Origin of the sequence: Aeoliella straminimaris (assembly GCF_024054565.1) — a bacterium.
Lineage (GTDB): Bacteria > Planctomycetota > Planctomycetia > Pirellulales > Lacipirellulaceae > Aeoliella > Aeoliella straminimaris.
Genome location: NZ_JAMXLR010000036.1, coordinates 589,289 through 611,587 on the forward strand (window position 1 = coordinate 589,289; position 22,299 = coordinate 611,587).

General features: G+C 60.6%; 19 protein-coding genes. 8 read left to right on the forward strand and 11 right to left on the reverse strand.

Annotation, left to right across the window (positions count from 1 at the left end):
• Window positions 1-44 precede the first annotated feature (44 nt).
• Entirely contained in the window at window positions 45-968 is a 924-nt protein-coding gene (locus NG895_RS11780) for a CHAD domain-containing protein (protein WP_252852697.1), read from the forward strand.
• Between the two features lie 12 nt (window positions 969-980).
• Here the strand turns inward: NG895_RS11780 and aat are convergent, their stop codons facing one another.
• Entirely contained in the window at window positions 981-1,700 is a 720-nt protein-coding gene (gene aat, locus NG895_RS11785) for a leucyl/phenylalanyl-tRNA--protein transferase (RefSeq protein WP_252852698.1), read from the reverse strand.
• 128 nt (window positions 1,701-1,828) lie between these two features.
• A complete protein-coding gene (locus NG895_RS11790) occupies window positions 1,829-2,986 on the reverse strand; it encodes a hypothetical protein (protein ID WP_252852699.1) in 1,158 nt (385 codons plus the stop codon).
• A 243-nt stretch (window positions 2,987-3,229) separates the two neighbouring features.
• Here NG895_RS11790 and NG895_RS11795 point away from each other — a divergent pair, with 243 nt between their 5' ends.
• The 6 genes from NG895_RS11795 to greA all read left to right on the forward strand — a co-directional run bounded on the left by NG895_RS11795 (window position 3,230) and on the right by greA (window position 10,173).
• Entirely contained in the window at window positions 3,230-4,435 is a 1,206-nt protein-coding gene (locus tag NG895_RS11795; RefSeq protein ID WP_252852700.1) for a S1C family serine protease, read from the forward strand.
• 110 nt (window positions 4,436-4,545) lie between these two features.
• Window positions 4,546-6,399 (forward strand): DNA primase, encoded by a 1,854-nt coding sequence (gene dnaG, locus NG895_RS11800; RefSeq protein WP_252852701.1) that lies wholly within the window; start codon window positions 4,546-4,548, stop codon window positions 6,397-6,399.
• A 107-nt stretch (window positions 6,400-6,506) separates the two neighbouring features.
• Complete coding sequence (locus NG895_RS11805; protein ID WP_252852702.1) at window positions 6,507-8,159, forward strand: sigma-70 family RNA polymerase sigma factor; 1,653 nt, start codon at window positions 6,507-6,509, stop codon at window positions 8,157-8,159.
• Between the two features lie 232 nt (window positions 8,160-8,391).
• Window positions 8,392-9,093, forward strand: a complete 702-nt coding sequence (locus NG895_RS11810) for a zinc ribbon domain-containing protein (RefSeq protein WP_252852703.1) — start codon at window positions 8,392-8,394, stop codon at window positions 9,091-9,093.
• Between the two features lie 101 nt (window positions 9,094-9,194).
• Window positions 9,195-9,512 (forward strand): hypothetical protein, encoded by a 318-nt coding sequence (locus NG895_RS11815; RefSeq protein WP_252852704.1) that lies wholly within the window; start codon window positions 9,195-9,197, stop codon window positions 9,510-9,512.
• 178 nt (window positions 9,513-9,690) lie between these two features.
• Window positions 9,691-10,173, forward strand: a complete 483-nt coding sequence (gene greA, locus NG895_RS11820) for a transcription elongation factor GreA (RefSeq protein ID WP_252852705.1) — start codon at window positions 9,691-9,693, stop codon at window positions 10,171-10,173.
• A 99-nt stretch (window positions 10,174-10,272) separates the two neighbouring features.
• Here greA and NG895_RS11825 read toward each other — a convergent pair whose 3' ends face one another.
• The 7 genes from NG895_RS11825 to NG895_RS11855 all read right to left on the reverse strand — a co-directional run bounded on the left by NG895_RS11825 (window position 10,273) and on the right by NG895_RS11855 (window position 19,273).
• A complete protein-coding gene (locus NG895_RS11825; RefSeq protein ID WP_252852706.1) occupies window positions 10,273-13,677 on the reverse strand; it encodes an efflux RND transporter permease subunit in 3,405 nt (1,134 codons plus the stop codon).
• 88 nt (window positions 13,678-13,765) lie between these two features.
• On the reverse strand, window positions 13,766-15,079 hold the full coding sequence (locus NG895_RS11830; protein ID WP_252852707.1) for an efflux RND transporter periplasmic adaptor subunit: 1,314 nt from the start codon (window positions 15,077-15,079) through the stop codon (window positions 13,766-13,768).
• A gap of 112 nt (window positions 15,080-15,191) precedes the next feature.
• On the reverse strand, window positions 15,192-15,494 hold the full coding sequence (locus NG895_RS11835; RefSeq protein ID WP_252852708.1) for a DUF167 domain-containing protein: 303 nt from the start codon (window positions 15,492-15,494) through the stop codon (window positions 15,192-15,194).
• Window positions 15,494-16,630 (reverse strand): CPBP family intramembrane glutamic endopeptidase, encoded by a 1,137-nt coding sequence (locus NG895_RS11840; RefSeq protein WP_252852709.1) that lies wholly within the window; start codon window positions 16,628-16,630, stop codon window positions 15,494-15,496. Before NG895_RS11840 ends, NG895_RS11835 begins: the two co-directional genes overlap by 1 nt.
• An 82-nt stretch (window positions 16,631-16,712) precedes the next feature.
• A complete protein-coding gene (gene pgsA / locus NG895_RS11845; protein ID WP_252852710.1) occupies window positions 16,713-17,297 on the reverse strand; it encodes a CDP-diacylglycerol--glycerol-3-phosphate 3-phosphatidyltransferase in 585 nt (194 codons plus the stop codon).
• Window positions 17,298-17,372: 75 nt separating this feature from the next.
• Complete coding sequence (rimO, locus tag NG895_RS11850; RefSeq protein WP_252852711.1) at window positions 17,373-18,767, reverse strand: 30S ribosomal protein S12 methylthiotransferase RimO; 1,395 nt, start codon at window positions 18,765-18,767, stop codon at window positions 17,373-17,375.
• 59 nt (window positions 18,768-18,826) lie between these two features.
• Window positions 18,827-19,273, reverse strand: a complete 447-nt coding sequence (locus NG895_RS11855; RefSeq protein ID WP_252852712.1) for a hypothetical protein — start codon at window positions 19,271-19,273, stop codon at window positions 18,827-18,829.
• 308 nt (window positions 19,274-19,581) lie between these two features.
• Here NG895_RS11855 and NG895_RS11860 point away from each other — a divergent pair, with 308 nt between their 5' ends.
• Entirely contained in the window at window positions 19,582-20,364 is a 783-nt protein-coding gene (locus NG895_RS11860; protein ID WP_252852713.1) for an ImmA/IrrE family metallo-endopeptidase, read from the forward strand.
• A gap of 137 nt (window positions 20,365-20,501) precedes the next feature.
• Here NG895_RS11860 and NG895_RS11865 read toward each other — a convergent pair whose 3' ends face one another.
• Window positions 20,502-21,632: a hypothetical protein gene (locus NG895_RS11865; RefSeq protein ID WP_252852714.1), complete on the reverse strand. Its 1,131-nt coding sequence runs from the start codon at window positions 21,630-21,632 to the stop codon at window positions 20,502-20,504.
• A 186-nt stretch (window positions 21,633-21,818) separates the two neighbouring features.
• A complete protein-coding gene (locus NG895_RS11870) occupies window positions 21,819-22,298 on the reverse strand; it encodes a CbiX/SirB N-terminal domain-containing protein (protein WP_252852715.1) in 480 nt (159 codons plus the stop codon).
• Window position 22,299 lies beyond the last annotated feature (1 nt).

Genomic DNA, 22,299 nt, shown 5'->3' on the forward strand with positions numbered 1-22,299 from the left:
CCACCGATTGGTGGTGGCGACGCGGCCTAGCTACAATAGCTCGCATGGGTGCCATCGATAAATGGGTTTCTGAAGCGAGTGCCGACACGCCAACAGGCAAAGTGGCACAGCGCGCCCTGGAGTTGCGTTTCCGCGACGTGATTCACTTCCTCCCTTTGGCGGCGCATTTGGCCGACGAGGACATGGAGTATGTGCACCAGGCGCGGGTGGCCACGCGGCGTGCCGCGGCGGCCTTGGCCATGTTCCGCGCATTCGTACCGCCCGCGAAATGCAAGCAGATGAAAGCCATGCTCAAGCAGTTCCGCAAGTCGATGGACGAAGCGCGGGACCTGGATGTGTACCTCGAGCGGTTTGGGGCTGCCGAGGAACCGGCCGCTGGTTCGTTGTATGACCGGCTCGAGCATCGTCGCCGCGAGGTGCAGATGCCGATCATCCAGTGCGCTTCGCCGCTGTTGTACAACGAGAAGTTTCGTCGCCGGGCGGCGCGACTTGTTTCCAAGGTGAAGAAGCACGCTCGCAAGCGGCTGCGCCGCGAGCCGTTTGGCCAGTGGGCCACCGAGCGGCTACAACAGGCTTGGGCCCGGTTCCAATCGGCGGTGCCCGGCGACCAACCTACGGCCGACGAGCTGCACGCGTTTCGCATCGAGATCAAACGTTTTCGATACGCCCTGGAACTGCTTCGCAACGGGCTGCCTGGTGCGGCGCGCAAGCAGATCTATCCGCAGGTCAAGCAACTACAGGCCCAGTTGGGCGAGATTCAGGACCACGCCGTGGCGGCAGATAAGCTTGCGGCGTGGCGTGCCGAAGCCGAGTCGGACGCAGAATGCGAACTGCTGCAACGGTACGAACGCGACGAACGCGAGCAATATCGCGGCAAGAGCGAGGCGTTTCTGCATTGGTGGCGGCGCGATCGCCTCGACGAGTTGGCCGCCCAGGTAGAATCGCTGTGGTCGGTTACCCAGAGGTAATGGGGCGCAGCTTCAATCGCGTAGCGATTGTACGTCCCCTTCCAAGCGGTGCCCAAACGTGACGGGGCGGTCGACCTCCAGGGCAAGCCTCGCCAGGTATTCGCGGCGCGGTATTTCAATCGCCCCCAGCCGGCCGGTGTGGGGGGTCCACTGCTGGATGTCCAGCAGCCCAAAGCCGCGAGCCCTGAGGTGGGCAATCAGCACAGCCAGGGCGGCCGTCGATGCATCGCGCTGGCGATGAAACATGCTCTCGGCAGCAAACAGTCCGCCGATGGCCACGCCGTAGACGCCGCCCACCAGCTCTCCATCGGAGCGAATCTCGATGCTGTGGGCATGCCCGAGTCGATGCATATGAGTGTAGCCGCGGATCATATTGGGTGTAATCCAGCTTCCTCCCTCGCGACCTGGCCCTACCGCACAGCATCGCATGACGCCTGCGAAGTCGGTATCGGCAGACGGAACGAACTGGCCACTGCGCAATCGTCGCAGGACCCGCCGTTGGGGACGGAATTCCCCGAGTTCAAAGATGGCTCGCGGATCGAGTGACCACCACACCAGTGGCTCGTCGTCGCTGTGTGGCCACGGAAAAATGCCGTGTGAGTACGCATCCAGCAGCAACTCGGCGTTCAAGTCGCCTCCCATGACCAGGGCCCCTTCGGGGCTGGCCGATTCGGGGGGCGGGAAGAACCGTGGTCGCCGCGCCGGGCGTGGATTGGGAGGATCGACGCTCATAGACTATGAGCATAGCGACTAAACTTGCCGGTGTCGTCCTGCTAACGCCATAACATCTGCAATTTTGCCCGCCCAGTTATGACGTCGATTGACTGGGGCCAGTTTGCCGCAGGCCAGCGAGCCGCGAGCTACCAGGGCAGGCTGATTTCGGGTAGTAGTTCTTCGATTTCCAAGTCGCGTAGCTTTCCGTCGTCGGCCTGCAGAGTATAGGTAACACGCACCGGGAAACGTGGTTTGACCCACGTGGCGACGTGGCCGGTCTTCACCAGTGGCGAGGCGGTAATCGACCGCATCAAGCCTCGCTTGAGCTTGGCTGCGTCTTCGGGGTCGAGCTTTGGCACTACGTTGCCGGCGTAGTACAGGCGGCCGTTCGCTTCAGTGGCCAGGTACAGCTTGTCGATCTGGTCCAAGTCGCTCAGTTCGAAACCAATGATCAGGCAGTCGGTCTCTTGGCGTTCCACAGGCTCGTCCGGTTTGTTGTCGGCGACTGCACCCAGTTCGCCATCGACTTGTCCGGCCTTGCCAGCGAAGTCTTCGATCGAGTCTTCCAGATCTCCCTCTACGGGGCCATTGGCGGCGGCCGACGCAATGGCTTCCACCAGGCTGGTCTTGGTATGGGCTTCAATATTCCAATCCCACAGCCGGTCCCAGTTGATGCCACCAATCACCAATACGGCGGTCAGGGACAACATCACGCCGTTGGTGGCCCCGATCACCAGCCATTTTCGCTCAGGCAGCCGCGAGCACACCTTGAACCAGGCCTTCAGCGGGCTGACGATGATATCGAACAACCCAATTGAGGTGTCGCTCGAGGCGGTCATCACAAAGCACAACACGTGCAGCACCGTTACCAATGCCAGGCCAGCAACCAACTGCCATACGCCCCAAAATTCGAACACCACCGAGCCGGCCGGCAGCAGCAGGCGACCCGCCACGGTGGCCACTAGTATCAGCAGATTAGATCCGGCCAGAGGCCAGGTCCATGAGGGGATGGAGGTACATACCTCTTCCATCGGACTCTTGGCCGGCGCCGGAGCCACCGACTCCGGATCCGCCGCTCGTTCCCACTCCGAGTCTACTTCCACCATGATTCCCAGGCTCGGATACCAGCCACAGCTGCGGCAGACCATCTGGTCGTCCGCCATGGGAGTCTCGCATTTCGAGCAGACGGGACCTTCGTACTCCAGAGACTCGAACTCCATGCCCTCGAGTTCAGGTGCATCGAGAAGGGCCGAATTGCTATCTTCCAGCTTATCGAAAGTCGACATGCGGATCTGCTCACTCATGAAATGGGGCGGGTTGCGGGAAACCAGGAAGTTACGGAACCCTAGCTTCCGCGGCGGGCCGCAGTGGGGTGGAGCTGCTAGAGTTCTGAAACGCCAGGATCGGGTTATCCAGACTGGTTAGGTAAAGCGGGATATCAGGGTGTTTTTCTTGTTCGCAGCGAATTAATCGCCACGGCGGCCACGTTTCGCTATAATGGACTCGAGCGACGCATTGCTGCCCCCTTGTCCTCAAGATGCCCGCCTATGTCTGCCAGCGCCTCCGACTATGACCCCCTGCCGGACCCTCCACCACCACGACATAACTACCCGAGCAATGGCGACGGCACCCGCGGTCTGCGTCTGTTGGTGGTGTTGTTAGCCGTTTTGGTAGTCATTCTGGCCGGCCCCTATCTCCTCAGCCGCTTCCGGTACGCCGATACCCGAGCCCGGATGCAGGCCGAAGTCGACGTGGCTTCCACGCAGTTGACCAAGGTCCGCGCGGAACTAAGCGACCTGGTCACTGCCTCACGCTTGGTGGCCAAGCGCGTTTCGCCCAGCGTGGTCAGCATTCACCGCGCCGATATCCAGGGAATCGAAGGCCAGGGCTCGGGAGTGATCGTCGATCCCGAGGGCTACATTGTCACCAATTACCATGTGCTCGAAGGCGCCACGGGCCTGCACGTTATTCTCGCCGATGGCCGGGTGGAATACGAACCGGTGGTCGTCGGAGGGGACATGCGGATCGACTTGGCGCTACTGAAGATCAACAAGTCCGACCTGATCGCCGCCGACTGGGGCGATAGCGACCAACTGCAGGTGGGCGATCTGGTGTGGGCCGTTGGTAGCCCCTTCGGACTCGACCACACCGTGACCTTCGGCATTGTCAGTGCCAAGCAGCGTCGCACGCTCTCCCAACGTTCCTTGCAGGGGGGCCTACAGAGCAATCCGTTCCAGGAGTTCCTGCAAACCGACGTGGCGGTGAATCCCGGCAATAGCGGCGGACCGTTGGTGGACCTCGATGGCAACATCGTAGGAATCAACACGGCCATTGTTGGCCAGGTCTACCAGGGCATCAGCCTGGCGATCCCCAGCAATTTGGCGAAGGATACCTATGAGCGTTTGAAGACCGATGGCTGGATCGAGCGTGGCTACCTGGGCGTTTCGCCACAGCCGGTGGACGATCGACTTCGCCGCCGTTTGGGCCTCCAAGATGGCGAAGGCGTGTTGGCTGCCACGGTGTCGGCGTTCACCCCCGCCGAACGCGCGGGCCTGCAACGGGGCGATGTGATCCTCAAGTGGAACGAGCACAACGCCAGCGATCCGTTCCTGCTGACCCAAGCGATTGCCGATACGCCAGTGGGTTCCAAGGCCCGGCTGAAGATCTGCCGCCTGGTACGCAGCCAGCCCGAGGAATTGGACCTCGAAGTGACAGTCGGCGCCGCCCCTCGACTCGAGCGGCTCTCGCAGTAAGCTAGTCCTATATGGCTCGCGCGGATTCCTGGGCATTGAACCCGGTCCGCAATGTTTCTCTCGTCATGTCGATTGAGGGACAAGCAACTCATTATTGACGGATCACCGCGGTGGATTACGGATCGGCCCACGACTCGAAGGAGCAAGTCCGCCAGGCGGTCGACATCGTCGATCTGGTGGGCAGCTATCTGCAGCTCCGTCGGCAGGGACGCGGCTACGTGGCCCACTGCCCGTGGCACGACGATACCCGCCCCAGTCTGCAGGTGAATCCCGAGCGGCAGACTTTCAAATGCTGGGTCTGCGACATCGGCGGCGACGTCTTTAGTTTCGCCATGCGGATGGAGCGGCTGGAGTTCCGCGAAGCCCTGGAGATGCTGGCCGAACGCGCGGGCATTCAGCTCGCCAGTACGCCGGGACCCAAGGTCGAACCCGGCAGCCCGGGCGATAAGAAGACCCAACTGGCCGCCCTGGCGTGGGCGGCCGATGTGTTTCATCGACATCTGCTGGCCGCTCCCGAGTCTCGCGACGTCCAGCAGTACTTGGCCGATCGCGGTATCAACGACCAGATGCGCGACCACTTCCAGATTGGCTTCTCCGCACCCGACTGGGAGTGGCTGGTCCGCCAGGCCCGCGCGACGCAATTCTCGCCGGCCGTACTCGAACGGGTAGGCCTGATCGGCAGTCGCGACGGCGGCGGGCACTACGATCGGTTTCGCGGCCGGTTGATCTTTCCGATTCGCGACGTCCGCAGTCGGCCAATTGCGTTTGGTGGTCGGGTGCTGCCCCAGTTCGCCGACGACCGTTCGGCCAAGTACGTCAACTCGCCCGAGACCCCGCTCTATAGCAAGAGCGAACAACTGTACGCCCTGGACATCGCACGCGAAGCGGTCGCCGAACGTGGCAACATCGTGGTGATGGAGGGATACACCGACGTCATCATGGCACATCAGTACGGTGTTACCAACGCGGTGGCTTGTTGTGGCACCGCGTTGGGCGAACGCCATCTGCATTTGCTGCGTCGCTTTACCGACCAAGTGGTGTTGGTGCTCGACGGCGACGAAGCAGGGCAGAAGCGCACCAGCGAAGTGTTGGAGTTGTTCGTCGCCAACCAGGTCGACTTGCGTGTGCTCACGCTACCTGCAGGGCTCGATCCGTGCGATTACTTGCAAGCCAATGGGCGTGAGGCGTGGGATGCATTGATCGCCACAGCCCGCGATGCGTTGGATCACAAAATGTGGCTGGTCGAACAACGCGTCGGTATGAATCCCCCCACGCACATTGCCGCTGAAGCGGTGGAAGAACTTCTGGCGGTGCTGGCAAAAGTGGAAGTTTCGGCCGGGCAGACAAGTTCGTCGGCATTGTTGCGAGAGCAGCAAGCGCTGGGGCGCATCGCGCGGCGATTTTATCTGCGCGAGGACGATTTACGCGAGCGTTTGAAGACTTTGCGCCGCGCAACGACTCGGTTGACGCACGCTTCGGAGGAAGAAGCTCCCGTTGTCGTCGATCATGCGATGCCAGCAGTGCTGTCACGGTGGGAGCAAGAAATCTTTGAATTGGTCTTGTCGGATTCGGCGCTCGTCGGTCCAATCCTTGATAACATTCCTGAAACGGCAATGGAGAGTCGCCCCGCCCAATGGTTGTACGAGCTATGCCACCAATTGCATTCGGCTCACCAACCGGTTACCTTCGACCAACTGATGGCCAAGGCCACACACGAGCGACAACAAAAGTTGCTCATTGATATAGATGAGTCGGCCGGAGAGAAACGCGAGAGCGACCACGATCAACGACTGACCGATTTAGTAGAGCACTACCGGAAACACCACGAGGAACAAAATCGTCGAGCCGACATCGCGAACCTTCGCGATGGCAATCTCGACCAGCACGCAGAGGAGCAACTGCTTAGCAAATTCTTCGACAATTTGAAACGCCGGCAATCAGGGTCTCTCTCCACGGATGGTTAGAGTGGTTGCCCGGCGACTGGCTGCCTCGGTTTTTCACTTCGTACGACCAGGCACGCCACACGTCATTCCCGCCAACTGCATGCATGAAGCATGCAAGGAGTACGACGATGACCCCGCAGGCCGCCCAGGACCTTCGCGCATTGCTCGCTATCGCCAAAGAGCAACGTTTTCTAACCTACGAGCAAGTTAGCAGCTATCTTCCCGACGAGACTTACGGCACCGAACCGGTGGACCGATTGCTCGAGGCACTCGATTCGATGGGCATCGAAATAGTCGATGATCCCAACGTCCGCAAGTTCAACATCGTTGACGAGCCCGTCATTGTCGAAGGTGCCGACGATCGGGCCAAGGCACTGGCCGACGCCATGCCGCAGTACACGAGCGACCCGATTCGCATGTATCTGTCGCAGATGGCCGAGATTCCCTTGCTGACTCGCGAGGAGGAAATCTCGCTGGCCAAGAAGATTGAACTGACCCGCCGGCAGTTCCGCCGCAATCTGCTGCGGTCGTTCCACGCCCTCGAGGCCACCGTCAAGACGCTGGAACGCGTCGAGAATGGAGAGTTGCCGTTCGATCGCACGATCAAGGTTTCGCTGACCGAAAATCTGACCAAAGAGCAGATTCAAGGTCGTATGCCGGGCAACCTGGCCACGCTGCGTCACCTAATGGAAGCCCAGAAGGCCGACTTCGCTCAGTTGACTCGACGTGGCCTGACTGACGACGAGCGAAGCACGGTACGTCGCCGCTTCCTGCGTCGCCGCGAGAAGATGCTGGTGCTGGTCGAAGAACTGAGCCTGCGTACTCGCCGGGTGCAGCCATTGATCAAGGAACTCGAACAGTTCTGCCAGCGGATCGATCTGGTTCGCGACCAGCTTCGCGAACTGAAGGCAGAGAACGCTCCGGCCGACAAGATTGCTTCGGTCAAGGCGGAACTCAAAGCCCTCTTGAGCAACGTGCTCGAGAGCCCCTCGACGCTTCACCGCCGGGTGGATCTGTTGAAGAAACAGTACAAGGCGTTCGAGAACGTCAAGCGTGAGCTCTCCAGCGGCAACCTGCGATTGGTGGTGTCGATCGCCAAGAAGTATCGCAATCGCGGTCTGAGCTTCCTCGACCTGATTCAGGAAGGCAACACGGGCCTGATGCGGGCGGTCGATAAGTACGAGTACCGTCGTGGCTTTAAGTTCAGCACCTACGCCACGTGGTGGATTCGTCAAGCGATCACCCGGGCGATTGCCGATCAGGCACGCACGATCCGCATCCCCGTGCACATGATTGACGTGCTCACCAAGCTGCGCAACACGGCCAAGGCATTGCAGCAACAATTGGGGCGTGAACCCTCGATCGAAGAGATCGCCATGGCTGCGGAAGTGCCGCTGGACGAGACTGAACGCGTGCTGGACATCGGCCGCCACCCGGTGAGCCTCGACCGCCCTGTGGGCGATGGCGAGGACTGCAGCTTTGGCGAATTCGTCGAAGATCAGCACACCGAGAGCCCGCACAAGCTGGCCAATAATGGTTTGCTTCGCGACCAGATTGAAGAGCTATTGAAGACGCTCACTTTCCGCGAGCGGGAGATCATCCGCCTGCGATACGGCCTGCACGACGGCTACAGCTACACGCTGGAAGAGGTGGGCCGCATCTTCAAGGTGACCCGCGAGCGGGTTCGCCAGATTGAAGCCAAGGCGGTGGCTAAGCTGCAGCACCCGGTCCGCAGCCAGATGCTGGCCAACTTCGTGCCACAGTTGCCCGTCGCCGCGTAACGCTGCCCCGGAAATCTACCCGCCGAAAAATACTTCAACGGCCGTGGGAGCTAGTCTCCTGCGGCCGTTCTTTGTGCGTTCGGCAATCTACCGTCAGCTCTTCAATGGCAGACGGATGACCGATTGACATGGATGTAGGAAACTTCAGGGGCTTGGCAACGTGGCGGTTTGGCGAGATAACGGAAGTAGCTCTTTAGCACATCGCCGATAAATCTCGCACCACGGGCACTCTATGGCCATTACCGCCGACTTGCTTCGCACGCTGCATCGTTTGCATCTCCAGTTAACGGATCTTCGCGACCGCTTGGAGCGAGGACCCAAGCAGGTCGCCCTGCGTCAAAAGAACGTCGAGGCGCGGCAAGCGGATTTGGCCGCTGCACGCGAAGCGGAAAAGCAAGCCAAGTTGAAAGCTGACCGTCAGCAACTCGACCTCAAGAGTTCCGAGCAACGCCTGGTCGATTGGGGAATGAAGCTCAATCTGGCCAGCAGCAATAAAGAGTATCAGGCACTCAAGGAACAAATCGCGGCAGCCGAGATGGCCAACAGCGTCCTGGCCGACGAGATACTCGAGAGCTTGGAGCGAATCGACAAAATGGGCGAAAAGACTGCCACCGCCGAGTCGGCCGTCAAGGCAACCGAGGACGAGATGGCAAAGGTGAAGGAGCAGGTGGAGTCGGCCGCCGAGATGATCCGGGGGGACATCGTCCGTTTGGAGGCCGAGTTGGCCGAGGCCGAGAAAAAACTGCCGGCCGATTTTCGCGGCGACTACAACCGCGTGGTCAATATGAAGGGGGCCGATGGCCTCAGCGAAGCCGAAGACGGGGTGTGTACCGGCTGTGGGCAGAAGATTACCCCTAACATGCAGAACGATCTGCTGCTGAATCGCCCCACCTTCTGTAAGGCCTGTGGCCGGCTGCTGTATCTGCCGGAGTGAATGCGAGCAGGTGTCTCATGCGCGGTGACGGCGATAACCCGTATCAATCGTCGTCTCATCCGCAAGCAGCGAACTCGAGTCGCACGAAGTCGCCAGTCGTCATGCCGGTCGCACGCTGGAAGATCTATATCAACGGGATCGGTCTCGCGATATCCTCAGCGGTATACGTGTTGTGCGCCGCGGTATTTCGGCACGGACCGGGCGTCCTCACTACCCCGCTAGCGGTACTGGCGATCCCCGCTTCGCTGTGGCTGATGGTGGGCTGGGGAGTCGCGGTTTACCAGGTGCTGTGGGCCTTCGTGTGGTGGTGGCACGACAATCGCCAGTGGCCGCATCACCTGATCGCCGCCGGGCTGGCGGCCGGGTGCTATGTGGTTTGGATGATGTTTGTTCAGAACGGCTTCATCATTGTTGATTGATGACTGCGCCGTCCTGATTGCGGCCGGAAATGGGGCAAACTGCCGGGCAAGAAGGGGTTTACACTTTCCGGCCGGCTCGCCAAAATGGGGTTATTCAAGACGGGCGCCCCGGCCGGGTGCCCGTCTTTGTTTTGTTCACCCCTAAACTTCTTATCGCCCAGACACCGGAAAGATCGCCATGAGTGGCCGAGTTCCCATGACCCGTGAGGGTTACGAAAAGATCAAAGCAGAGCTCGATGTGATGGAAAACGAGCAGATGCCGGAGATCGAGAAACGGATTGCCGAAGCTCGGGCGGAAGGCGATTTGAAGGAAAACGCCGAGTACCATGGTGCTCGCGAGTCGCAAGGCATGTTGCAGGCGAAGATCAACCTGTTGAAAGACAAGCTGAAGCGGGCCGACATCGTGGATACCTCGAAATTGCCCAAGGACGAAGTGGTCTTCGGTTGCACGGTTGCCGTGAAAGACCTCGACTTTGGCGACAAGGAAGAGTTCACGCTGGTAGGCGAGGGCGACGAAGACTACGACAACGGCAAGATCAATGTCGCCAGCCCACTGGGCCAAGGTCTAGTCGGCAAGAAGGTGGGCGAAGTGGCCGAGGTGGAAGTACCGGCCGGTCTGAACAAGTTCGAGATTCTCGAAATCCGCTTCGACGAACAGTAGTCGCTCCATCTCATCGTGTGGTTCCGACATTTTGCCCCCATGCAGCGGGGCCGCAAGCACTTCTGGAGCGCCGGGTGCGCTGGACCAGCGGACAACGTCTCAGCGATCGAGCAGCACGAGCGATTCACCTCGTCGCCAGGAGAGCAGGGCGAATAGCCCGGCCGCTGCCGAGCCAATCGCCAGCACGGCCAGGGTGCCCTCGAGCGTCGTGATCTGCATCTGCATTTTGGACGATGCTGGCATGCTCGACAGTATCTTCCACACCATGCCAGTGGCCAGCAGCGTGAAGAACATCGTCTGCATCCAGGCGGGGAACATGTAGCTGAAGTAGTACGCGCAGGGGATCACGACCAGCGTAAGAATCGTGGCGAATATCAGCCCAAACACAATCGCGCCAGTCAGTGGCTGCCAGAACTCGGCGCCACCGGAGATATTCAGCATCAGCGGCAGCAGTCCGCCGCAGGTCGTAACGGTGGTCAGCAGCACGGGACGCAACCGATTGACGCCCGCCTCGACCAGTGCCTGTCGCACTGGCAAGCCGCGCTTGCGAGCCTGATTGGTAAAGTCCACCAAGACGATGGCGTCGTTCACCACGATGCCCGTCAGACTCACCAGTCCGATAAACGTCGCCAGGCTGAAGGCGAAACCAGTGGCCCACATGCCGAGTATTACGCCAATAAAGCTAAGTGGCACCGTGATCATCACCACGGCGGCTTGCCGGAAGCTGTTAAACTGAATGACCAAGATCGCAGCGATCAGCACTACAGCAATCATCATGCTGCGAAGCAGGTAACCAAAGTTCTTGTCCCGTTCGTCGTTCTCGCCCGCAAACTCCGCTTGCACGCCTTCGGCATCAGTGGCGGCTTTGCCGATGAACTGCTTGGCAAACCCTTCGACCGTTTTCTCGGCTCCTTCGACCGGTCGAAAGCCCAAGTCGGGCAGGATATCCTTGGCCAGCGATTCAAACACCTCGGCAGGCTGCTTCGAGTCGTCCACATCGCTCTTGGTCACAACAGCTCGATTGCGGTCGTAACGATTTACGCTAAACAAGTCCACATCGCGGCGAATTTCGGCCAGCGAACCGATTGAAGCTCTGCGGCCGTCCGGACCCGTGAGCAGCAAACGCTTGAGGTCTTCGGGGTGTTCCTGGTATTCGGGGGCCAGTTGCAGCCGAAGATTGATGTCTTCGTCGTCCATCGTAATCTGCACCGCGGTGTCGCCGGCGATGGCCGTTTGCACCGCCCGGGCGATCTGCATATCGGTCATGCCGGACAAGCCCACCACGTCCGGCTTAGGTTCGATAATCAGCACGGGGGCGTCGTCGCGGTAGTCGGTGGTTACGTCGACCGTGCCCGAGATTTGCTTCATCCGATCGCGGGTGGACTTGGCGATGTACCCCAGTTGGTCGAGATTTTTACCCGTGAATCGCACGGAGACTTTGGCTCCTCCGGGCGGTCCATCTTGCACCTCGGCGATGGTCATCTTCATGCCGGGCAGCAACTCCACGTTGCGGCGCAGGTAGTTCATCACCTCGCGGGTATGGATGGAGCGATCCATGGGCGGCACGAGTTCAACCTGAACCTGACCGAACTCCGGCCCCGTGGCGGGATCGTCGTCCACACGCGTCGCCATGCCCGAGGCCGATCCAACCGACGTGACATAGTTGACCAGGATGCCGGTATCCTCCCAGTCATCTAGCTTGTCGGTGATCACATGCGATGCGGCCAGGGTCTCTTCGATGCTGTACCCCAGCGGTAATTCGTACTTGACGATAAACTGGCCACGATCGCTGGCAGGGAAGAAGTTGAAACCGATGTAGCCCATCAGTTTGCCGGCCGCGAAGATCGCGACTATGCACCAGATGAGCACAAAAAAGGGCGTGAAACCCGTAAGGGCTTGCCGCAGGACCCAGGCGTATGCTCGCGTGAACATGCCGACGTTGGGGCGAACTCGGGCGGCTTCGTTGGCCTCGTGGCTGTCGTGCGTTGCAGTGAGCACCGCGAACGACTGCGATTCGTTGGCTACCGGTTCGCGGCGACTGAACCAGCGGGCGGCGAGTGTCGGAATCACAAAGTGGTCGACGAGCACCGAACCTAGTAGCGCGACGCTGACCACCTTGGGCATTACCCCCATGAAATCGCCCATGATGCCCGGCACCAGCACCATCGGCAGGAAGGCAGCAATGGTGGTCAAGTCGGCTGCGATGACGGGCATGCCCACTTCTTCGATACCCGTCTTGGCGGCGTCCATGGGCGACTCACCACGCTCGATGTGGCGGTGGATGTTTTCGGCGACGATAATCGCCCCGTCGACGACCATGCCCAGCACCAGGATGAAACTGAAGACCACCATGTTCGAGATGGCAATGCCGGCGAAGAACAGGAAAACGAGGCCCACTGCCGTGCTGAACGGAATGGCGATCAGCACCAACAGCGAGATCCGCAAGCCCATCGACCAGCCGAGGATGATCAGTACCAGCATGGCGCCAAACAAGGCACTGGAGCCAAGCACACGGAACATCACCCAGATTTCGTTCGAGGCATCTCTGGACGTATAGAAACTGAGATCCGGGTACTGGTTGCGCAGGTCTTCCACCTTTAGGTTGACTTTGTCGGCGGCTCCCAGGGTGTTGATGTCCGCTTCTTTGTTGACGACGATGGTGGCGGATTTTTGACCATTCAGTTGGGCCAGGTTCCTGACCTTGCGATGCGAGTCGACCACCCGGGCGACGTCCCGGACGCGAATCACCCGACCTTCCTGGCTGGAGACGACCGCCTCGCGAATGTCGTCTACGTCGCGTAGCTTCGATTCGTTGCGAACCTGCCGGTCGTATTCGCCGGTGGTGAATGCACCGGCGGGAACTTCGGCGTGAAAGTCCGACAAGGCCTGACGCAGCATGCCGAGCGTGATGCCGTACTGCACCATGCGATCGGGCAACACGTTGACATGGATCTCGCGCTCTTTGCCACCAAATAGCTGGGTGTTGGCCACGCCATCGACGGTCTCGAGTTGCTCCTGAACGTCCTCGGCGATGACTTTCAGCGTGCGATCGTCCACTGCATCTGGCGCGGTGATACTTACCAGCATCAGCGGAGCATTCTCGAAGTCGATATCCGTGATGACCGGTTGAACCTCCCGGCCTGTGGGAAGTTCGTTGCGAATGCGATCGACCAGGTCCTTCACCTCACGACGACCTTCGTCCGGTGTGACACCATCGAGGAAGATAATCTGCGTGACGGAAGAACCGCGGACGTTCGTCGATGCGATGTAGTCGACGCTCTGCAATTCGGTGAGCGCCTCTTCCACCTTGCGGGCGATTTCGTTCTCCGCCTCGCTGGGCTGCGAATCGGGATAGGGAATCGCCACGAGGATGACCGCTTTGCTAATAGCGGGCGCTCGCTGCACCGGGGTCAGCAGGCACGCGAACAGGGCGAGCAGCAGCGTCATGCCCGTGCAGACGGTAACCAGTCGCGGTCGTTCAATAGCGAAGTTGCTGATTTTCACGGAAAGCCAACCTGCGTTGTACCACTCCGAACGGATGCCGGCGTAATTTTGGAGAACTCACCCTGCGGCACGACGCGCCCCACGCCTCTTAAGAGTCCGCCTTTGCCACTTTGCCGTTCTTCTTCTCGGGGCTCACGTACTGCGAATCGTCCGTCGACGCCGAATTGGTAACGCGGACATGCTGTCCATCGTTCAGGCGTTGATGGCCACGCACGATAATTCGGTCCATATCGACCGATGTGGAAGGAATCAGCAGGTGGTCGCCCTGGTCGATCCACCGCGTGAGGTGGATCTTGCGAGCCGTGGCGAGCGGAATTTCGTCGACCTCCCAGAACATAACCTGCAACGGTTCCTGTACCTCTTCCAGCCCGAACACGTACGTTTCTTCATCGCGGAACAGGACGGACGCTTCAGGAACACTGTAGGCACTGATCCGGTCGGTCACCACCTCTGCCGTGGCGACCATTCCAGGTCGGAGCAGGTGGTTTTCGTTGGGGACTCGAATCTCGACTTCAAACAACCCGGTGCGAGTATCAGCTATTTCGGCAATGCGGTAGACCTCGGCATCGATTTCGGGAAACGGTTGACCAAATTGATCCAGAGATTCCAGGCTCACGCGAGCTCGGAAGACGCCAGCTTCCGGATCGGTGAAACCATCCTGTTGAGCTTGCTTCACCGCTCGCATGCGGCTCTGGAGCTCGCGAATTTGCGATTCGGGAACATCGATGACTAGCAGCAGTTGGTCGTTCTCAACCAACTCGAACACGGTGGAGTTGGCGGAGACGAATTCTCCCGGTTCGGCCAGGCGACGGGCGATGGTTCCTTGTACCGGGGCGTACAGCACCGCGTCCTGCAGGTTCTTGGCGGCGATCTCCAGCGCGGCCTTGGCCAGCGCCTCTTGAGTCAGGTATTGCTGATACTCCGCTTCGGTGATTGCGCCATAGCCATTGCTCTTTACCTGGCGGGCGCGACCCAAGTCGCTCGAGGCCTGCTCCAGGTTGGCCGTGGCTTCGGCCACACGGGCTTGCAACACACGGTTGTCCAGGCGGGCGAGCACCTGTCCCTTGGCAACCCGGCTGCCGTCGTCCAGCGGCTGCCCCGCTTCGTTTTGTCCCAGCTCGACAATGCGGCCCGGCTGCTCGAAGCCCAGCGAGTAGGTTTCCCAGGCCCTGATCTTGCCGCTGAACTTGGAGGTGACCTCGCAAACCGACGCTTCAACGTCCTGGGCCGCCACCAAAGGTTTGATCTGAGCCGCGACCGGAACCGGTGTGGTGAGCTGCTCGCGCGCCCGGCGGGCAGCCGAGTCGTCGCGCATGCTGACCCACGCCATGATGCCGATTGCCAGCAGCGTAATGACGCTCAGCGCGATGTAGCGGGCGACGTGCTGCGTCCACTGGGGCATGAGGTGGCTCGAAAGGTGGGAACAGGGGGCGGGAATAGCACGAAAGAGGGCCGGAGATCTGGCGCATACGACAGGTGTATCATAGCCCGCTCAGGGCGACTCGACAACGACGTTATGCGTTGTCCACTGCGGCGCGAATGCGCTCGGCAGCCGTCTTGGCATCGATTCCCACCAACAGAAACTGTTTGCTGCCGGACGTGGCCCCACGGACTAGCTCGATTTGACGTTTGCCGCAGCCCAGCAGCTTGGACAGGACGCCGACAATGGCCTGATTCGCCTTGCCCCGCTCGGCCACCTGGGTGACCGACACCATCAATTCGCCCTGGCGGATCCCTGTTACACCGTTCACCCGACCGCCGGCTCGGGCTCGGACTGCCAGCAGGGTGCCCTCGGGGTGTTCGGTCAGCTGGATCATTACTGCTCGGGGGCTCCTGCCTGGGAAAGCATGAGAATCAGGATTCCCACGGAGACCGCATTGATCACCATATGGGCCACAATGCACGGCAAAATTCGGTGGGTTCGCTGGTAGGCGTAGCCCATCATCAGGGCCAGGGCGAACAGCGGGATGGGGCTGGGGCCGTTGCCCAGGTGTGCCAGCGCGAACAGGAACGATGAAATCAGGATGGGGGTCCATCCATGGTTCAGGCCGGGAGCGATGCTCTCTCCGCAGGGGGGCAGCTTCGGCAGGTCTTCTGGCTCGAGTCGATCGACCCACAATTCTTCGCCGGCCGCTCGCTGGGGGCCAACGCTGCGGTGGAGGACATCGGTATCGGGCTGCAAAGGAATGTCTTCCAGCGGAGCCTCCTCATACGACGCATCCGTAGCGGCTGGCTGAACTGTCGATTCCGAGTCCAAATCCGTCAGCAGCACTTGTTCCTTCAGAGGGGGCAGGCTGTATTTCCAGCCGACCATTTCGTCTTCCAGACGCTCCAATCCCCCCTGCAGCAGCAGGCGGAAGACCAGCTCCTCGAAGATTGGCGCCGCCAGTACGGCCGTGACCATGGCCGCAGCGAACAGCAACAAGTTGGGTGTCTGCTGCATCTGGTCGAGCAATGGATGGCCCGGCTCAATTCCCAACAGCATGATACCGGCCACCTGCAGCAGCCATAGCGGCACCATTGCCGCAAAGGCAATCCAGAAGCCCAGCATGATGTCGTACATGGCCTGATCGGACGACGTGGGCAGGCCAAAGTCTCGCCAGCTAGCGCCATTGACGAATACCAGTACCGCCACGATCGCGATGGCGAACCCGAGTTGCACGACGCTCATTGTTAGCTGAGCGCGGGCGAACTCGTCGGCCGTCCATTGAGGTGCGGCGCCCTGAGTGGTTCGCAGCATCAGGACATTCCAGACGCCCAGTCCGGTCATCAATACCGCCAGCACCCCGGCCAAAGGCCCCCAGGGTGTGCGACGACGCGGCTCGTAGGCCAGCATGTAGCCCAATCGCGACCAGCGTCGAATCCACATCACGAATGCGGCGATGGCGGCGAACGCCACAAACAGCGATAGCAGCCCGGCGAGGACCGGCACCTGGGCTTCTGGGTCGTTCATCGCATCTACGGGAGCGGGTGGGTAGGAGAAATGATGGAGCTACTAGTGGTCCGTCAAGCTTTCGACTCGACGAAACAGTCGCCTAGCTCGCCTCGCGGAGCATGCCGATGGCCAGCTTCACGTAACCCCATCCACTATAGACGGTCGATACCACGGCCGCGATAACCACCAGTACCAGCAGATTGTCGAAAACGGGGGTGGTGTCGAGGCCGCTCTCGAGTCGGTGCATTCGCCACAGACTCAGCACCACGGCCAGGCACTGGACGGCCATTTTCACTTTTCCGGCCCACTTGGCCGAGAAGTCCTTGCTGCGGCCCTCGAGCAAGCTCCGCAGCGCGGTGACAAGCAGTTCGCGGGCCGTCACCAACACGGCGACCCACGCCGGAATCAGCGAATCCTGAGCCGCACCCAGCAGAATGAAGGTGCCACAGATCAGCACCTTGTCGGCAAATGGATCCAGAATCCGCCCGAGCTGCGTAATCTGGTTGTACTTTCGTGCCCACCATCCATCCACGTAGTCGGTGGCGGCGGACAGCAGAAACAACAGTAGTCCGACCAGATACCACTCTAGGCAAATGGCCACGAAACATAAGAGCGAGAACCCAATGCGAGCGGCCGAAAGCCGGTTGGGAACGTTCCAAACTATGCCGTCTGTTGCGGTTGCCATATCGTGACTTGCTGACCACTGCGTTGCGGAGCGTACGAGCGTCGAAACCGACAGTTTAACGCAATCAGCGAGATTCTACAGCGCCACTGCCACCAGATCGTAGTCGCTTCGGGCTACGACTTCGCAGTCGACGATCATTCCCGGGGCGAGATTCTCGCCCGTCACGTAGGCGACGCAGTCCACGTCCGGGGCATCGGCCACGGTGCGGCCGATCCAGGCGGTCGGCTCGTCGGGCACGGGCGAGTCGATTATCACGGGTTGCTGGGTGCCCAGCTGGCGGTCGGCGAATTCAAAGGCGATTTCCTGTTGCAGGGCCATCAATTCGTTGCGGCGGGCATCCTTCACCGTCTCGTCCACATGATTCGGCAACCGTGCCGCTGGCGTGTCGGGCTCTAGCGAGTAGGTGAACACGCCCAGTCGCTCGAATCGTTCGCGCTCCACGTATTCCAGCAGCTCGGCAAACTCCTCGTCCGTCTCGCCGGGAAAGCCCGTGATCATGGTCGAGCGGAGCACCAGGTCCGGAATGCGTTCGCGAAGCTTGCCCACCAACTCTTCGGTCTGCGCCCGATTCACGCGTCGCTGCATCCGTTTGAGCATTCGGTCGTTGATATGCTGCAGCGGCATGTCCAGGTAGGGCAGAATCTTGTCCGACTGGGCGATCGTGTCGATCAGTTCGTCGGTGAAGTACATCGGGTACAGGTACATCAAGCGAATCCACTCGATGCCGTCCACCTTCTGCAGTTCGTTCAGCAGTTCCACCAACCGCGGTTTGGCGTACAGGTCCATACCGTAGTAGGTGGTGTCCTGGGCCACGATCACCAGTTCCTTCACGCCATCGGCGGCCAGTTCGTGGGCCTCGGTCAGCACGTCTTCCATCGGCTTCGTGGCGTGCTTACCCCGCATCTTGGGGATCGCACAGAACGTGCAGAGCCGGTCGCAGCCTTCGGAGATCTTCAGGTAGGCAAAGTGTCGCGGCGTGACCCGCATCCGCATCGTGTCGGCCAAGGCCCGCACAGGAGCCGGCTTGAACACCAGCCGCTGCTCATCCAACCCGGCGATCAAGCGGTCGGCCACCTTGGTGACTTCTTCGCGGCCAAACACACCGACCAAATGGTCGATCTCGGGGCGGTCGGTCAGCAGCTGCTCCTGCTGTCGCTCGGCGAGGCAGCCGCTGACAATCACGCCCCGCAACAGTCCTTGGCGTTTGCGCTCCAGCATCTCGTCGATGGCCGCAAACGACTCAGTGCGGGCCGATTCGATGAAACCGCAGGTGTTGACGATCGCGAAATCGGCGTCCTCGGGCGATGGCACCAATTCGTACCCGTCCAGCTGCAGCAGCCCGAGCATCCGCTCGCTGTCCACCAGGTTCTTCGGACATCCGAGACTGATGAACGCGTACTTCCCCTTCTCGCCGGGCGTGGCGTCTTGCAGGGGCGTCGTCGAACCAGAGGCAATGGGTAATTCGTCCATACTGCTAAGTTACGCGACAACGTCACTTTAGGCGAGTGGGTAAAGGCGCGTATTATCCGCTAAGGTCGGCCAATCCGCTCGCGGAGGAAGGTTACCAGCCCCTCCGGATCGTCGGTTCCGATACGGACGGTCCGGCCATCGACGCGGAGCACGGCACAGTCGAAGCCCCACAGGTTGTAGGTCCAGCCCCGGCCCGGCACCCAGTGGATGCCCCAGCCGTCAATCCACAGCGACTTTCCCGCTTCCGCTGTTTGGATATCCGCGTAGGGTATCGACTTGCGGAACATTGGCAGCGGACCAAAACGCAGCTCCAGTCGATCTCCGAGATCGACTGTGGTGAGCGTCTGGAAGCAGAATCCGACGAGCACAAAGAGGAGGCTGGCCAGTCCGAGTATCAGGGTTGGTGCCATCTCCGCTCGTGTCCACCATGCGGCTACCAGCATGGCCGCCGCCAATGGATACATGAGCAGATGGAAGTAACCATGTTGGGTGTGTTGGTAGGACATCGCCGGACCTCCAGTTCGAGTCGAATCACACGCGGGGGGTGGAATTCTAGTAGTGATTCGTGCCAGCTTCGTGGCTCTTGGATTCGAACTTAATTCTCCGCGACGACGCAAGTGCAGAGCATAGCAGCCCGCTGGCGCCTATGCCGCCCACTTCTTGGGAAACGTCCTGTAGCTGCACGGGTTGAACAAGTCAGGCATACGCCGCGGGCAAACTCTGTCCGTTTCTTCCCAAAAGTGCTTGCAGTGATACTGGTCGCGTGTATACTAAACGCACGTTCATGTGTCGGTCATGCCGAAGGGGGGCACCCATGTTCTTCGACGTTCCTGTACGCGACTACAACTCTGCTCTCGACACCGTGGCGGAAGAGCTGCTGTGGGAGGCAGGTGTTCACGAGCCACCAGTCGACGCCTTTTTGATCGCCATGCGCCTGGGCGTCGTGGTAACGGAGGACGTGGCCCTGCCGGGGCGGGCGCAATTGGTGCGTTTGGACGATCGGCTGGCGGCGGCCAACAGGGCAGGGGGAGAGGTCGAGCTTGCGACCGCCAGCCCCACCATCGTGCTGGGCCAGGAATTGCGCTTCGAGCGGCGGCAGTTTGCCGTGGCGCACGAACTCGGCGAGTTCGCGGCCGTACGGGTGTGCGAACATCTGGCGATCAACCCCCGTCAGATGCCACTCGGCAGTCGCGAGCAGGTGGCCAATGCCCTGGCCGGACGGTTGCTGTTGCCGCAGCGGTGGCTGCAGAAGTCGGGTGAGATGTGCCAGTGGGACCTGGCGGTCCTGAAAGAAATGCACTGGACCGCCAGTCACGAACTCATCGCTCGGCGGCTGCTGGACTGCGCGCCGCCGGTGGTGATTACCCTGTTCGACGAGGGCCGAGTCACCTGGCGGAGGAGCAACCTTGGGCGTAGTGCCGCGGCGATGCTCACGGCCGAGCACGATTGCTGGCAGCAGTGTCACCACTGGGCCACAGCGACTGACGAGCAAGTCGATCTTGCCGACGGGGCTCGGGCGGTCGTCCGCTGCTGGCCGGTGCACGAGCCCCATTGGCGACGCGAAATCATGCGAACCGAACTGGTTAGTTACGAATGAACCGCTACCGGCGACCACCATGGCAGGGTGCCCTGGGGTCGAGCTCCGCGAACCCCCAGCACTCCAGCCACAGGGGGCTCGCTGGACTCGACCCCAGCCACTCCCAACGTGTTAAGTGCGTACAGCCCACGACTTCTCTACCGGAACAGCCCGAAGAAGCCCCGGTTGCTGTACTTGCCGTGCTCCTTATCTTTCTTCTTGGTAATGGGGTACGTCGGCACCCGTTGGCCCTTCTTGCGGTAGATGTCTTCGGCCGCCATCCCGGTGGGAGGTGTAACGAACACCATCGGATCGTCGATCACCCACGGTGTGCTCCAGCTGCGGCCATTGTCCCAGTTGGCCACGTTGAAGAAAAAGTTCCGCATGCACAGGCACTTGTAGCCGTACGGGTAGTTCGAACCCAAGTAATCCTCCTCGGTCAGGTCATCCACGCCAGGGCTGGCGTAGTAATGCACCATGCCGTCCTTCGAGAACGAAAGTCCCATGGTCCACCAGCCGGGTTCGGTGATTTTCAAGCTGCGAATGTCCTGACCACGGTTGTTCGAGCGGATCGAAATCTGGGCGTAGTCCTGTTGGATATTCCGCGAGGTCGAACTGCGGAACAGCAAGAACATGCCCGGCCAGAAAGCGTCGGTTTCGCCTTGTGGGGTGCGGCCGCGGCAGTCGGCTCGCATGCCGAACGATGCCCCGGTGCGATTTTCCCACTTGTCGAACTCGGGCAGATAGACCCGCACGGTGCAACTCGGTTCCCACTCGACCGGGATCGATCGTCCCAGTTTCGAGTCGAACTTCATTAGCAGGTCGTCCTGCATCTGTTCGTTCGTGGTCCGCCCCGGCATGCCGGAGTCTTTGGTCTGGAACAACAGGGCGCCGATGCTCCCGTCGATGCCGCCCGGCGGCGTGGCAATACGGCGAACGATGTCAGGCGTGCCTCGCTTGGCCCCTTCGTGCCACAGGCCGTTGCGTGAGATACCGCCGGGGCCACGCTGTTTGTCATCCTGTTCGTAGCTGCTCTTGGGCAGACGGAGCGAATAGCTCCAGCTCTCGTCTTCGAAGTCGTCGCTACATCCAGGCAGGAACCAACCCGAGCCAGGAACGAATGCGCTGCGCGGTGCAACGGGCCGTTGCTGTTCCCGGGTCTGCTCTTCGTTTACCTCTTCCTCAGTCGCGGTGTCGGCAATCGAGTCATCTTTTTCGTCTGCGGTCACCGGAGCAGCAAGCAGAAGGGCGAGAGCGAGCGAACCGGCAATAGCGAAGTAGCGACGCATTACAGCATTCCTTTGCCGCATAGGCGATGGAGCAGAAAAAATGATTGCACTTCTCGTATCGACCAGATCGAAGACGTAGTTCAACCTCATCAGTCTGCAAGCGCCGAAGTCACCAGACTTTGGAATACCACTCAGGCATCGTTCGTCACTGCAGCGGATTTGGCCTGCTTGTGTACACGAAGATTGCTAGCGAAGCTGGCACCGCGAATCGCCGTCGCAGAGGTCGCAAGTCTCGCCGTCCGCCGTTTGATGCACCAGACAAGTCTCCACCCGCTCGGCCATCACGTCCGCGATCAGCGAGTGCAGTCCTAAAGGCGCCGTAACCAGGTGTTTCACGCCCGGAAAATTCTCGGCCGCCTCACTTGCGAGGCGGGGGATGTCTTCCGACCAGTGCCGGCCTGGCGAGAGGAAGTAAGGAAACACGACCACGGTCTTGGCGCCTCGTTCGGCACATTTGGCGAACGCCTGCGCAATGGTTGGCTCGGCCAGCTCCATGTGCGCGGGCTCGACAATCTCCAGGCCGCTCCGTTCGCCGAACAGTGCCGCCACCGCTAGCAAGAGATCGTTGCTTTCGCCGCGCCGAGAACCGTGATCGACCACCACCACTCCGATCGGGCGGTCCGCGGTGGGGACGCAGGCGGCAATTTTCTGTGCGAGAGTCTGCAAG